The following is a 14,305-nucleotide window of genomic DNA, read 5'->3' as shown; positions in this document are numbered from 1 at the left end:
TTCATTGCTGCGATAATGCTATCACTGAAGCGCAACTTCTATTTAAAAGGCACTAACAATATGAATAAAACGCCCCTTGCTATACTCATCAGCACCTTATGTATCAGCCCGGTCGCCAGCGCCGCTACGTTGATCCATGCTGGTACGCTTATTACTGCTGAAGATAAAAAAGTACTTTCTAATCATACTATTGTAATAGACCAGGATAAGATTACCGCTATAGAAGCTGGCTTTCGCAACCCCACTGCGGAAGATCAGGTTATCGATCTGCGCCAGCATACGGTAATGCCGGGTTTAATGGATATGCACACGCATTTTTATAGCCAGTTTAGCCCAACGGTGTACAGCGAAGGCTTTACTATGAATGAAGCTGACTATGCGCTACGCGGGGCTACATTCGCCGAGAAAACCTTAATGGCGGGTTTTACCACAGTACGTGAGTTGGGAGATAACCATCACATTAGTAATGCACTGAAAAAAGCTATTGCCAAGGGTTATATTAAAGGGCCGCGTATTTTTGCGGCCGGTAAATCGATTGCTACCACCGGTGGACACGCCGACCCGACTAATGGTGTGGCCTATGCGTTAATGGGCGACCCAGGCCCTAAAGAAGGCGTGGTTAACGGTGCAGATGAAGCACGCAAAGCTGTGCGTCAGCGCTATAAAGAAGGCTCCGATCTAATTAAAATTACCGCCACCGGTGGGGTGCTAAGCGTAGCAAAAAGTGGCAGCAACCCACAATTTACTGATGAAGAGCTGGCGGCTATCGTTAGTACTGCCAACGACTACGGTATGAAAGTCGCTGTACATGCGCACGGTAAAGAAGGCATGGAGCGCGCAATTAAAGCCGGGGTACATTCTATTGAGCATGGTACCTACATGGATAAAAACACCATGGCGATGATGCGCAAACAGGGCACCTACTTTGTGCCAACGATCAGCGCCGGTAAATGGGCGGCAGAAAAAGCGGCTATTGCAGGCTTTTTCCCAGACCTGGTACGACCGAAGGCGGCCACTATCGGCGCTAAAATTCAGCAAACCTTTGCTGAAGCCTACAAAGCCGGGGTGAAAATTGCTTTTGGTACCGATGCCGGAGTATATGAACACGGTGAAAACTGGCGCGAGTTTATTTATATGACTGAAGCCGGTATGCCTATGCTGGAAGCCATTCACAGTGCCACCATTGAAGGCGCACGTTTACTTGGCGTAGCAAACGAGCTGGGCAGCATCAAAGCCGGTAAAATTGCCGATATTATTGCTGTGCCGGGTGATCCGCTGCAGGATATCCAACAAATGGGCAAGGTAAGTTTTGTGATGAAAGCCGGCCAGATATACCGGCAGTAGAGCAACACGCAGCCATTAAAATACCAGCCGGCTTAGCCCGGCTGGAAACGCTGTAACAGGGCAGCAGTATCTGCCAGAATAAAATCTTTCAAGTCTTGCTCAGCTTTAAGCCTGATTTCATCCTGCTGGCGGGTAAGTACTTTGTCCTGTTGTTTGCGGGCTTTGTGGGTTGGCATATCTTTAACCACCTGATACATCTGGTGCAACCCCGGATAAGTAACAACCGGATCAGGTTGGCGCTCTGGTACCAGATGATCCAGTAACACCCACAGCCGTAATGTGCCTTCCGATAATTCGCACTGTTGCTCCAGCATCGCTTTGCAAATCAGCGTAATACTGTCACGCAGGTACTTTTCTTTGTCGCTTTTCTGTTGCTGTTGTTGCCGGCTTTGTTGTTGCAGTTGCCACAGCAGGCTACCGGCATAAAACGCCAGGGCTGCTACTATCAGGCTACCAACAATAATTACCGCTAATAGAGTACCGCTCAATATTAATCCTCATCGCCTAGTAAGTCTTTACGCCAATCTTTACTTTCAAAAGCAGCCAGAGGATCAACAATAGCATCATCTTCGTCTTCTGTTAAACCCAGTTCCTGCAGCAGCTGCTCCAGGCGGGCCGTTTTGGCGTTAAAGTACTTGGCGTCTTTACCTGTCAGCACTTCGTCTTTTTCAACCCGCTCCAGCAGTTGCTGCAAATGGCTGTCGTTTTCAATCAGTGCCAGTTCCTGCTCAGCGGTTAATTCTGCCGGTTTTACTTTAGCTAAGCTGGCTTTGGGCTGTAACAGCGGTTGAACCACAACCGGTTGCTCGGCCACAGGCAGCAGAGCTATGGGGGTTTTGCTGCCAATACGCTTGTCTTTTTTGCTTGAATCTTTAGCGGCTTCAGCTGTTTTTACTGGCGCAATATTGTTGCGGTTGCCAGATTTAAGGCCAGATCCCTTTTTCTTGGTTTCTTCTTTGGGCTCGCGTGTTTTGCGGGCGTCTTCCGCTGACAGATGGCGTAAACCATTAGGGCCGGCGGAACGGGTTTTTTTCTGACGAGTCATGTTTGTTACCTGTAAAAAAGGGCGCACATTTTAACCAGTTTTGTGCTGAAACACTAATGCTTTATGCGCTGCAGAATAACCACATCTTTATCAGCAAATTTCACACTAAAACCGTCGCGTTGGGCTAAGTAAGTAAAAGTATAGTCAGCAAAAAAACTGACATGGGTTGGATCCAGTTTGTAGTGCCAGTTAGCAAAAGCGTCTGCCGTAGTATAGCGTTTGGTCATAATAGCCAAAGTGCCCTGCGGCTTTAGCAAGCTTAGCCACTGGGCCCATTCTGTTGCGGGCCGGGAAAAATGCTCTATCGCCTCGCTACAGCTGATAAAGTCATATTGTTGCTGCAGTGCAGTCTTGTCAGCTGCAAAGTATGGGTCCCACACCGACATATGTTGGCCCGCTTCAGTAAGAATTTTCGCCAGCAGTGGGCCAGGGCCACAGCCAAAATCCAGTCCGGCGAGCCCGGTGCTCGGCAAAGCTGTCAGCAATGGCCCGGCTAGGCGCTGCAGAAAGCGGCGATAGCCTGCGTCGTTAATATCGTTATTGTGCAGCTGATATTGTGCCAATTCATCCTCAGCAGATAGCAAGCTGGTACGATCAGCAAATACCAGCTGACATTGTTGGCATTGATAGTAGCATCGGCGTGTATCTTGGTGAAATAAGCCACAGTGCAGGTGTAAGCACAGCGGGCATGCAGTGTCGGACATAGGGCTATTGCTGAATTCAAAATAAAAGAAAAGGCGATAAGATCACTTATCGCCCTGGATATGCTTGTGTCAAATGGACACTTCTCTCATTCGCTGTCATCATCCTGATGTTGCTGCAACGCCCTGTCTGTATGTTCCCTTTGTTATTCTGGCTTTCCGTACCAATTATTTATTCTTTACGATCATCCTGATACTTTCGTAATCATCCCTGAGCGTGAATCACGCAGCACATCATCCTGATGTGTTTATTAAGGCACCGCGCACTTACGTACTGGTACAACCCCTTCCTTGCGACGAATCCCTGTTTTTTTCAGTTACAAAATGTAACAGGTGGTAATTTACTCTTATCTGCTCATATGGCAAGACATTGCTGCAAAAAAAAGCGCTGCATTGTTTTAAATTTGAAATATAGTTATTATTTTCATTGTGTTATGGGTTATTCACTAGAATAGAAAAGTTCCCTGAAATTATAATACGGGTACTTTTCCTACAGAGCTTGTGAGATATATCTCACAATTTATCAAAGGCCAAATAGCAAAAACCGGCGATGAACGCCGGTTTTTATGCGATTATCTGCGAAAAACAGGGTAATTAATGCAAGCCACCCAGATACTGCGACAATACTTCTATATCATCATCAGTTAATTTTTTCGCGATATCCTGCATCATGCCATTGAGATCATTAGCACGCTGGCCGCTACGGAATTCCTGCAGAGTCGTTTTCAGGTAGGTGGCATTTTGAAACGATATTTTTGGGAAGCCACCTAAGCTGCTGCCTGAACCACGTGGGCCATGGCAGGCAATACAGGCTGCGATACCACGGTTAGCATCGCCGCCACGGTATAATTTTTCACCGCGGGCAATAACATTTTCCGGTGTAGTGCCAGACTTCATTTTTTGCGAAGCAAAATAAGCTGCCAGATCTTTCATATCCTGATCAGACAGCGACGCTACCATGCCAAACATAATGCTGTTGTTACGGCCCTGTTTGCCACCGGTTTCCATGCCTTGTTTGTATTGGCGTAATTGCTTATACAGATAAGGTGCATGTTGCCCGGCAATTTTCGGGTACATATCAACCAGGCTATTGCCATCTGGACCATGACAGGCTGCACAGGTAGCCGATTTAGCTTTACCTGCTTCAGCATCACCGTCAAATGCATGGGCTGTTCCGATTAGACCGAATAACAGCGTCAGTGGAAGTAGAAGTTTTTTCATTTTTTATCCGTCTCTGTCCGCATTAAACCGCCAGCATACTGGCAACCAAGAGTAATAACCTTAATTTTTATGCCTATTTTACACGAAACTGCCCAAAGTAAAATCCCATACAGCGCGCAAAAGCTTCTGCCGATCCGCCAGATCCGCTACAATGGCATCAAATTATTCGCCGGAGAAGGCAGTGTACAAGTCAAAAATCAATTATCAGCAAGCTACTTTTTTAACCAGTGCGCCTGATATCAAAGCATTACCAGCAGATGAGGGCATTGAAGTTGCCTTTGCCGGCCGCTCAAATGCCGGTAAGTCCAGCGCATTAAATACGCTGACGCGGCAAAATAGTTTAGCCCGCACCAGTAAAACGCCGGGCCGAACCCAGCTGATTAATACTTTCAGTCTGGATGAACAGCGCCGGTTAATTGATTTACCCGGTTATGGTTTTGCCAAGGTGCCGCTGGCGGTAAAAGAAAAGTGGCAAAAGTCCCTTGCCGAATACCTGATGAAGCGCAGCAGTTTAAAAGGTTTGGTGGTGTTGATGGATATTCGTCATCCGTTAAAAGATTTAGATCAGGATCTTATCCATTGGGCGGTGGGCAGTGAGCTGCCGGTACTTATTCTGCTAACCAAAGCCGATAAACTGGGGCCGGGAGCAAGAAAGAAAACCTTGCTTGAAGTGCGTGAAGCGACATTGGCATTTATGGGTGATATCACCGTGCATGCATTTAGTTCATTAAATAAACTCGGCTTACCAGAACTGGAGCAGGTGCTGGATCTCTGGTACGGCGTAGCAACAGATACCGAGACGGCCGCGCAGTAAGCTGCAGGCATAAAAAAACCGACACTCGAAAGTGTCGGTCATAGCAAACGGGGAGAAGCTATAATTTCAAATCAACAGGGTGTCTTATCGCTAAGACAACTTCATTATACAGCAAATTTTTATTGTTTGAAGTATTTGCTCTAAAAAATCTAATAAATTTTCATTTTAGTTGGTGCCTTGTTACTCAGTAACCGTTTTGCTGTGCTGATATTATCGCCAGATAGCCGCTTGTCTGCGGGTTTTTCAGGCAAAAAAAAACGCCCCACTGCAAGCAGTGGGGCGGCTAAATAAGCCTACTTTCATTCGCTGGAGCCCTAAAGCTCTGGCACTGAAAGATAGAACATCTTACCTCTGTACCCTACACGTCAAATTTTAACCAGCCAGCCTGATAAAGCAAGTGCTTTTTGTAATAAAACTACAAAAATTGCTGTTTGTTTGCTCTTTTTACTATTTTTGGTAATTTAATTACTTTTTTACACAAGGCCTGAGATAAAAAAAGCCCCGCTTGGTAGCGGGGCTAAAAAGTGTAAACAGGAGAGATGAATAACTTAACTATAACGTCAGACTGGTGCCTGCGTAGTTAGTTCAACATTAATGTGCTTCATCCCAATTATCCCCGTCTCCTGCTTCTGCCAGCAGCGGAACATCCAATGTTGCAGCCGTTGCCATCAGCTCAACTAACTGTTGTTTTATCTCGCTGACTTTATCGGCATCCACTTCAAACACCAGTTCATCGTGCACCTGCATAATCATGGTAGCAGCGGGCTGTTTTTGCTGTTGCAGCCAGTTATCTACAACTATCATGGCTTTTTTTATAATGTCGGCAGCAGTGCCCTGCATGGGAGCGTTAATTGCTGCGCGCTCTGCGCCTTTGCGCCGTGCCATATTCTGGGCATTGATCTCTGGCAGATATAAACGCCTGCCAAACAAGGTTTCAACATAACCCTGTTCATGCGCTTGCTTGCGGGTACGCTCCATATAGTTAAGTACGCCGGGGAAGCGCTCAAAGTAACGGTCAACATACTGCTGTGCTTCTGAACGGCTTACGCCAAGCTGTTTGGCTAAACCAAATGCTGACATGCCGTAAATCAGGCCAAAGTTAACGGCTTTGGCGCTGCGGCGCTGATCTGAGGTAACATCGTCCAGTTTAACGCCAAAAACTTCTGCTGCTGTAGCACGGTGGATATCGCGGCCCTGGGCAAAAGCGTCCAGCAGCGCCTGATCCTGTGACAGATGGGCCATAATACGTAGTTCAATCTGGGAGTAATCCACCGCGACGATCTTTTTACCTTTAGGGGCAATAAACGCCTGCCGAATACGCCGGCCTTCTTCGGTGCGAATAGGGATATTCTGCAGATTGGGATCGGTTGAACTTAAACGGCCGGTTGCGGCCACTGCCTGATGATAGGAGGTATGTACCCTGCCTGTCAGCGGGTTCTGCATTTTCGGCAGTTTGTCAGTATAAGTGGACTTAAGTTTACTTAAACCGCGGTGCTCGGTAATCAGCTTGGGGAATTCATATTCCAGTGCCAGTTCTGCCAACACGTCTTCGGCGGTGGAGGGGGTGCCGGTCGGGGTTTTTTTCAGCACCGGCAGTTTCATCTGCTCAAACAAAATTTCCTGCAACTGTTTAGGCGATGCCAGGTTAAACGGTTTACCTGCCTGCTCGTAAGCCAGTTGCTCCAGTTCGGCAATACGGCTGGCCAGTTGCTCACTTTGTATCGCCAGCAACTTGCTGTCTATCAGTACGCCATGGCGTTCTATCCGCGACAAAATATCTACCAGCGGTATTTCAATATCCTGCAACACGGTAACCAAGCCGGCATCCTGCTGTAGCTGCGGCCAAAGTGTCTGGTGCAGTTGCAGAGTAACATCGGCATCTTCGGCGGCATACCGGGCTGCTTTTTCCAGTTCTACCTGATTAAACGTCAGCTGTTTAGCGCCTTTACCGGCAATGTCTTCAAAGCTGATGGTTTTACGGCCTAAATACTTCAGTGCAAGGCTATCCATATCATGGCGCGAGGCCACTGAGTTCAGCACATAGGATTCCAGCATCGTATCGAAGCACACACCTTTTAATGTGATGTCGTAGCGTGCCAGTACGCTTTGATCATACTTCAGGTTTTGGCCTACCTTTGCTTTGCTGTTATCTTCCAACCAGGGTTTAAGCTGTGCCAGTACCCAGTCGCGGTTTAATTGCTCTGGCGCACCGATATAATCATGCGCTACCGGCACATACCAGGCTTCGCCTGCTGCGGTGGCGACAGACAACCCAACCAGCTCAGCCTGCATATAATCCAGGCTGGTGGTTTCGGTATCAAAAGCGACCAGTTCGCAGCGGTGCAACTGCTGCAGCATACTATTAAAAGCTGCTTCATCCAGTACAGTAAGGTAGTTATCGGGCACGGTGCTAACTGCTTTCGTTGTGTTGTCAGTATCATCGCTGCTGGCAAACATATCCGCTTGTGCTTCGCCGGTTTGTGGCTTGGCTACTGCCGGTTCATTACTTAATACTTCACTTAACCAGCGGCGAAATTCGCACTCTTTATATAGCTCGGCTAACTGCGTATTGTCTGCTGTTTTAATCATTAAGTCTGTTAGCTGATAAGGCAGTTCAACGTCGGTTTTTATCGTTGCCAGCTGATAGGATAACTCCAACTGGGTACGAAACTCTTCCAGCTTTGCCACCATGGTTTTAGCGCCGCGAAAACTCAGTGTTGGCACCTTATCTAACTGCTGATAAATCTGCGCAATAGAGCCCAGCCCCTGCAATAATGCCGCTGCGGTTTTTTCGCCCACACCGGGCAAACCTGGAATGTTGTCTACTTTGTCGCCCATCAGCGCCAGATAATCAATAATCAGATCAGGGCCGACGCCAAATTTGTCTGCAACACCTTGAGGGTCGAGCAGGGTGTTGGTCATAGTATTAATTAACGTGACATGTTCATCTACCAGCTGTGCCATATCTTTATCGCCTGTAGAAATCAGCGTATGGCGGCCTTGAGCGCTGGCTTGCCGGGCCAGCGTACCAATAACATCGTCAGCTTCTACACCACTGACACATAACAGTGGCAATCCCATGGCTTCTATAATGCGGTGTAACGGCTCGATCTGGCTGCGCAGGTCATCTGGCATCGGAGGTCGGTTGGCTTTGTATTCATTGTACATTTCGTTACGAAAAGTGGGGCCTTTGGCATCAAATATTACGGCCATCTGTGTTGGCTGATACTGGCGTAGTAAACTTTTCAGCATGTTAACCACGCCATAAATAGCGCCGGTAGCTTCGCCACGGGAATTAGTTAAATGTGGTGGAGAATGATAAGCACGGAACAAATAAGACGAGCCATCGACCAGGATCAGTGGAGTGCCGGAGATAGAAACCATGGGTAGTAATATCCTGCAGAAATAAAGCTATAGCATGCCACAGCGCGTGCAGTGCTGCCAGTCATACGGCTGTCTTGTTCAGGATGATAAGCTGTGGATAACTTTGTGCAAAACATAGCCGAACGAACCATGTCTTTTTGCAAGATATAGTTTGATGGTGTTTTAATGCTTTGTTTTATAAAGAAAAATAGGGGTTTACCGCAGCGCCCATATTACTATTTTCTAATTTTTATTTTGTGGAAAAGCTTTTCCATGTTAATCAGGTACTTCACAGAACTGCAGAATAAATCGTGAATTACCGGCCGAATAGACTACCACAAAGTTGGTGGATTCAAAGCGAAAACATTAAATAATTTAGCTTTAAAAGAAGTTCTGTAAGGAACAAAAAAGCATATAGCAGATCTGCCAATATCTGTTGCAGATTTAGCGCCAGACTGGTAATAACAGCGCACTTTATTACGCAATTATAACGGCGGCTATTGTTGGGGCTTCCCCTTGCTGTGGCTTGGGGGCTATAATGCCTCAAATTTTGTGCGGCTTTTACCACAGGAACCAAGAAGATGAAAAAATTAACTCTCGCTTTCGCCTTGTTGTTAACAACAGTGAGTGTCAATGCCAGTTCTGATACAGACAACGAAGCACTGGCTAAGCGTCTTGCCCCTGTGGGTCAGATTTATGTTGCAGGTGCTGCAGCTGCCTCTGACGCCGGTCCTTCTGGCCCGCGTAGTGGTGAAAAAGTATACCAGACAGCCTGTTTTGCCTGTCATGGCACCGGCGCACTGGATGCTCCAAAGAAAGGCGATGTAGCCTGGAAAGCACGTATGGATCAAGGCTTCGATATTCTGCTTAAACATGCGATTGAAGGTATTCGCAATATGCCGGCCCGCGGTACCTGTGCCGATTGTTCAGATGATGAAATTGCCGCTGCCATTAAGTTTATGACCGACGGCGTATAACAGAGTATTGTCACACTAAGGCCGCTTAATGCGGCCTTAGTTGTTTTTGTCAGTACAGAAAATAAATTGACCTAAGCAATTGTTAATTAGTACCGGTTTGGCTCTTCCATGTGGTTAAACTTTGTGCATAATGAGTCGGTTAAAAATAAAGTTGCCCAGTAATAACTGGCCATATAAAAATCGTATCAGCGTTGAAGGGATCAACAAAACTGAATAAGCGTTTACGTCAGGCTGAAATAAGGTTGCGGCGTCTTACATTGCTAGCGCAGCGCTATAAACAAGCCTATATCATTCAGGGCGCTTTACTGCAGCTATCTGAACTAGCCAGCACTATCAGTGATATGCGGGAATTTTATCCTGCTATTCACAAGATGGTATCTGAACTGCTGCATGCCGAAAATTTCTACGTCGTGTTTTATAACAACGCAACCGAGCAGTATTCCCCACAGTATTTTTCTGATGAAAAAGATCAGCAGCTTATTGCACAGGTGCCTTCAAGTGCTTTTTCAACCGGTTTAACCGGCTATGTTGTCCGTAGCGGCAAGGCGCTAATGTGCGACAGTGAGCAGTTTGAGCAACTGGTGCTTAACGGCCATATTCAGGCACAGGGTTCACCTTGCGCGCACTGGCTGGGCATACCGTTGTGCCGTGGAGCCCAGGTTATTGGTGTCATGGCTATTCAGTCATATAACGCTGAGCATCTGTATACCGAAGCTGATCTGGCATTGTTCAGCAACATTGGTGGCCACACTATTACCGCGCTGGACAGAGTTAAAAGCCGTGAATTGCTTGAAGATACTGTACGACAACGTACACAGCAGCTGCAAAGCATTAACCAGTCATTGCAAAAAGAAATAAAAGAACGCACCAGTGCTGAACAGTTGCAGGTGGCGTTGTACCGTATTTCTGAACTGACCGCCAGCAGCAGCGATATGAACAGCTTTTATCGTGCCGTGCACCAGGTGTTGTCTGGTTTGATGCATGCAGACAACTGTTATATAGCCTTGCTTAACAGCGATAAAACCAAACTCACCTTCCCGTTTTATATTGACCAATACTCACCACCTGCGCGTGAACGGCCGTTAAGCCGCGGTTTTACTGAATATGTAATACGTTGTGCTGACGTAAGGCTGATTAACGCCGATACCGCCGCAAAATTGGTTGCCAGCGGTGAAATATGCCGCGGCATCAGCGATTTGGCTTCCGCTGTACGCTATTCTACCAGTTGGCTGGGCGCACCCCTGATGCTGGATAAGCAGGTTATTGGCGTGATAGCGCTGCAGTCTTACGAAAAAAGTTATTGTTATTCAGAGGCTGAGCTGAATATTCTGCGCTTTGTATCGCAGCATATAGCGGTGGCTATTCACCGCAAGCAAACAACAGAACAGCAAAAGCGTCATCAGGAAGAGCTGGAACGTAAAGTATTTGAAAGTACCCGCGAACTGCGTCAAACCAATCTGTTTTTGCGCTTGCAGGTAGAAGAGCGGAAAAAAGCCGAGCAAAAGCTGTTTTACGAAGCCAACCATGATGCCTTAACCGGGCTTGCCAACCGGCAAATGTTTCTGCAACAGCTAAAACAGCAATTTGCGCTGAGTAAGCGCCAATCGCAGCTGAAAATAGCCCTGCTGTTTATCGATCTGGACCGTTTTAAGCAGATTAACGACACCCTGGGGCACCATATTGGTGATGCGTTTCTGGTTGAGGTAAGTAAGCGCCTGCAAACTACAGTACGTGAGCATGATCTGGTGTCGCGTCTGGGTGGGGATGAATTTGTGGTGCTGCTCACCAGCCTGGCCGATGAAGTAGACGCGGAAGAAGTCGCTGAGCGTATTATTGACATGATACGCCAGCCGTTTTTATTGCAGGGCCAGCAGGTAAACTCGGGTGCCAGTATCGGTATTGCCCATTTTAGCCATGAACACAGCAAAGCCGAAGCCTTACTGCGGGATGCTGATGCTGCTATGTATCAGGCTAAATCGATGGGGCGTAACCGCTTTGTAATTTTTAATGAAACCATGCGCGAGCAAATGCTGCAGGCCCTGAGCACCGAGCAGGTCATGATGCAGGCATTAGAGCAGCAGCAATTTACTGCCGTGTACGAACCGGTGCTGTGCGGTCAGGCGCGCAGTTTAATGGGCTACGAGTTACATGCCCAGTGGCAGCACCCGCAACTGGGTACCCAGTATAATTTCAGTCAGCATGCCGCCCAGGTAGGTATTTTGCCGCAAATCGAACAACTGTTGCTGCAGCAGGCTTGCCGCCAGTTAATGCTAAGTGATGCAACCGCAGGTTTATTGACTGTGCGCCTTAGTGTGCAGCATTTGCAGCAACATGACTTATATGACGCGTTAAAGCGACGGCTGACAGGGGGTACAGAATTACACCGGTTATGCCTGGCATTTTCAGAAGCTGACTTGCTGCAAAGTGGCAATGCAGCGACGGTGCAGCATAACCTGCAGCAGCTAAAACAGTTGGGTGTGCGCCTGGCGCTACACAACTTTGCTGCCGACATGGCGCCGCTGAGTTTATTGCTGCAACAGCAGTTTGATTTTGTCAAACTTGACGCTGCTTTTTGTCGCCAGTTGGTACGGAGCGAGCAAAAACGCCAGTTACTGCAAATGCTGCAGTCGCTGGCGCTAAGCTACAAATTTCGCTTACTAGCCGATGGGGTTGATAACGCCGACTTACTCAACCTGCTGCTGGCCGAAGGCTGCTGCTTTATGCAGGGCAAATATGTGGCTGAGCTGTTGTCGGCCCAAGAGCTAAGTTCCACACCGTCAATTGTTCTTCAGCATCTGGCGTAAGCGTTCAATATGCGCCTGGCCGGTTTGCTGACGCTGCTCGGCCGTTTTTACCGGCGCAGCGCTTTGCCACTCTAAATCATCCTGCGGTAATTCATATAAAAACCGGCTTGGTTCGGGCCGCACCACTTCGCCAAACTGGCGCCGCTCTTTAGCATAAGTAAAAAACAGCTCGCGCTGGGCGCGGGTAATGCCAACATAGGCCAGCCGGCGTTCCTCTTCAACGTTGTCTTCATCTATGCTGACCTGGTGCGGCAAAATGCCCTCTTCCATGCCTACCATAAACACATAAGGAAACTCTAACCCTTTAGAAGCGTGCAGCGTAAGCAATTGCACCTGATCGGCGTTATCCTCTTGCTCCTGGCGCTCCATCATATCGCGTAGTGTTAAACGGGTAACCACTTCAGGCAATGTCATCGGTTCGTCGTCATCTTTGCCTTGCAGCATTTCGCTGATCCAGCGGTATAGCTCATTAACGTTTTTCAGCGCCATTTCGGCCGCTTTAGCACTGGTGCTGGTTTCAAACAGCCAGGCTTCGTAATGGCTCTGGCGAATTAAATCACGTATTGCTTCTGCCGGATCGGCGCGCTGCACATTGTCGGCAATGCCAACAATCCACTGGGCAAATTGTTTAACGGCATTGTGGGCGCGGGCCGATAAATGCATCGACAACTCACTGTCGCAGCAGGCCTCAAATAAACTAACTTGCTTCTGGTTCGCCAGATTACCAATATGCTGCAGGGTAGCTGCGCCAATTTCGCGCCGTGGCACATTAATAATGCGTAGCAGGGCGTTATCGTCGTCCTGGTTTACTATCAAGCGCAAATACGCCATCACATCTTTAATTTCGCTGCGCGAAAAAAACGAGGTGCCACCGGAGATTTTGTACGGAATGCGGTTGGTCATCAGCGCTTTTTCAAATAAACGCGACTGATGGTTACCGCGGTACAATAAGGCATAGTCGCGATACTGGCTGCGGTTAATAAAGCGGTGCGAGATAATCTCAGCTACCACTTTTTCGGCTTCATCTTCCTCATGCTTACAGGGGATCACTTTTAGCGGCACGCCGTAACCGTTTTCGCTGAATAGTTGCTTTTCAAATTCGTGCGGGTTGTTGGCAATTAAAATATTGGCGGCTTTTAAAATACGCTCGGCCGAGCGGTAATTTTGCTCCAGCTTAATCACGTTTAAATTGGGAAAGTCGGTTTTTAACAGCACCAGATTTTGAGGCCGCGCACCGCGCCAGGAATAAATAGACTGGTCATCATCGCCCACCACGGTAAAACGCTGGCGCTCGCCTACCAGCCATTTCACCAGTTGGTACTGGCTGGTATTGGTATCCTGATATTCATCTACCAACAGATACTGAATTTTTTGCTGCCACTTCTGCCGCACCTCGGCGTTATGGGCAAAAAGTAAGGTGGGCATTAAAATTAAATCATCAAAATCCAGCGCGTTATAAGCGGTTAGCTGCTGGGTATAGTGCTGATAATAATTAGCAAAGCTGATGCTTTGCGCATCTTGTGCTTCAGCTATGGCTTTGGCCGGCAGCGTTAATTCGTTTTTCCAACTGCTGATACGGCTTTGCAGTGCGCGCAGTAAGTCTTTGTCACCCTGTATATCGTTTTCGCTCAGCTCTTTTAACAGTGCCATGCTGTCCTGATCGTCAAACAGGGTAAAGTTGGCTTTATAGCCAATATGGCGGTATTCCTTTTTCAGAATTTCCAGCCCAAGGGTGTGAAAGGTAGAAATAGTCAGGCCGCGGGTGGCGGTTTTCGGTAGCTGATGGTTAATACGCTCACGCATTTCGCGGGCGGCTTTATTGGTAAAGGTAACCGCAGCTATGTGCCGTGCCGGCATGTCGCATTGCTGGATCAGGTAGGCAATTTTATTAATAATTACCCGGGTTTTACCACTGCCGGCACCGGCCAGTACCAGGCAGGGCCCGGAGATAAATTTAACGGCAGCATTCTGTTGCGGATTTAACTTCATTCACTCACCCTTACACTAAGGCTGGCATTGTAACGAAATTTGCCGCT

At 47.8% G+C, this 14,305-nt stretch carries 10 protein-coding genes; 4 read left to right on the top strand and 6 right to left on the bottom strand.

Translation table 11 applies throughout. From position 1 onward, the window contains the following. Positions 1 to 60 precede the first annotated feature (60 nt). Positions 61 to 1,344 (top strand): metal-dependent hydrolase family protein, encoded by a 1,284-nt coding sequence (locus tag MJX74_RS02080; protein ID WP_240220457.1) that lies wholly within the window; start codon positions 61 to 63, stop codon positions 1,342 to 1,344. Between the two features lie 32 nt (positions 1,345 to 1,376). On the opposite strand, the gene MJX74_RS02075 is transcribed toward MJX74_RS02080, so the two are convergent. The 4 genes from MJX74_RS02075 to MJX74_RS02060 all read right to left on the bottom strand — a co-directional run bounded on the left by MJX74_RS02075 (position 1,377) and on the right by MJX74_RS02060 (position 4,311). Continuing rightward, positions 1,377 to 1,832, bottom strand: a complete 456-nt coding sequence (locus MJX74_RS02075) for a DUF2489 domain-containing protein (protein WP_240220454.1) — start codon at positions 1,830 to 1,832, stop codon at positions 1,377 to 1,379. A gap of 2 nt (positions 1,833 to 1,834) precedes the next feature. Beyond that, on the bottom strand, positions 1,835 to 2,389 hold the full coding sequence (yihI, locus tag MJX74_RS02070; protein WP_240220452.1) for a Der GTPase-activating protein YihI: 555 nt from the start codon (positions 2,387 to 2,389) through the stop codon (positions 1,835 to 1,837). 53 nt (positions 2,390 to 2,442) lie between these two features. Further along, entirely contained in the window at positions 2,443 to 3,093 is a 651-nt protein-coding gene (locus MJX74_RS02065; protein ID WP_240220450.1) for a class I SAM-dependent methyltransferase, read from the bottom strand. Positions 3,094 to 3,684: 591 nt separating this feature from the next. Next, the gene (locus tag MJX74_RS02060; protein ID WP_240220448.1) at positions 3,685 to 4,311 is read right to left on the bottom strand and encodes a c-type cytochrome; all 627 of its coding nucleotides are present in this window, start codon (positions 4,309 to 4,311) and stop codon (positions 3,685 to 3,687) included. 181 nt (positions 4,312 to 4,492) lie between these two features. On the opposite strand from MJX74_RS02060, the gene yihA reads away from it, so the two are divergent. Continuing rightward, positions 4,493 to 5,125 (top strand): ribosome biogenesis GTP-binding protein YihA/YsxC, encoded by a 633-nt coding sequence (gene yihA, locus MJX74_RS02055; RefSeq protein ID WP_240220446.1) that lies wholly within the window; start codon positions 4,493 to 4,495, stop codon positions 5,123 to 5,125. Positions 5,126 to 5,716: 591 nt separating this feature from the next. Here yihA and polA read toward each other — a convergent pair. Continuing rightward, positions 5,717 to 8,509, bottom strand: coding sequence for a DNA polymerase I (gene polA, locus MJX74_RS02050; protein ID WP_240220444.1), 2,793 nt, complete (start codon positions 8,507 to 8,509; stop codon positions 5,717 to 5,719). A gap of 560 nt (positions 8,510 to 9,069) precedes the next feature. Here polA and MJX74_RS02045 point away from each other — a divergent pair. Both MJX74_RS02045 and MJX74_RS02040 read left to right on the top strand, forming a co-directional pair. Further along, positions 9,070 to 9,465, top strand: coding sequence for a c-type cytochrome (locus tag MJX74_RS02045; RefSeq protein WP_240220442.1), 396 nt, complete (start codon positions 9,070 to 9,072; stop codon positions 9,463 to 9,465). Positions 9,466 to 9,722: 257 nt separating this feature from the next. Continuing rightward, a complete protein-coding gene (locus tag MJX74_RS02040; protein ID WP_240220440.1) occupies positions 9,723 to 12,269 on the top strand; it encodes a bifunctional diguanylate cyclase/phosphodiesterase in 2,547 nt (848 codons plus the stop codon). Here MJX74_RS02040 and rep read toward each other — a convergent pair. After that, positions 12,243 to 14,258, bottom strand: a complete 2,016-nt coding sequence (gene rep, locus MJX74_RS02035) for a DNA helicase Rep (RefSeq protein WP_240220437.1) — start codon at positions 14,256 to 14,258, stop codon at positions 12,243 to 12,245. The genes MJX74_RS02040 and rep overlap by 27 nt on opposite strands. Positions 14,259 to 14,305: the final 47 nt, after the last annotated feature.

It is taken from the genome of Rheinheimera hassiensis, from assembly GCF_022436675.1.
Classification (GTDB): Bacteria; Pseudomonadota; Gammaproteobacteria; order Enterobacterales; family Alteromonadaceae; genus Alishewanella; species Alishewanella hassiensis.
This window is presented reverse-complemented; position numbering and strand designations above follow the sequence as displayed.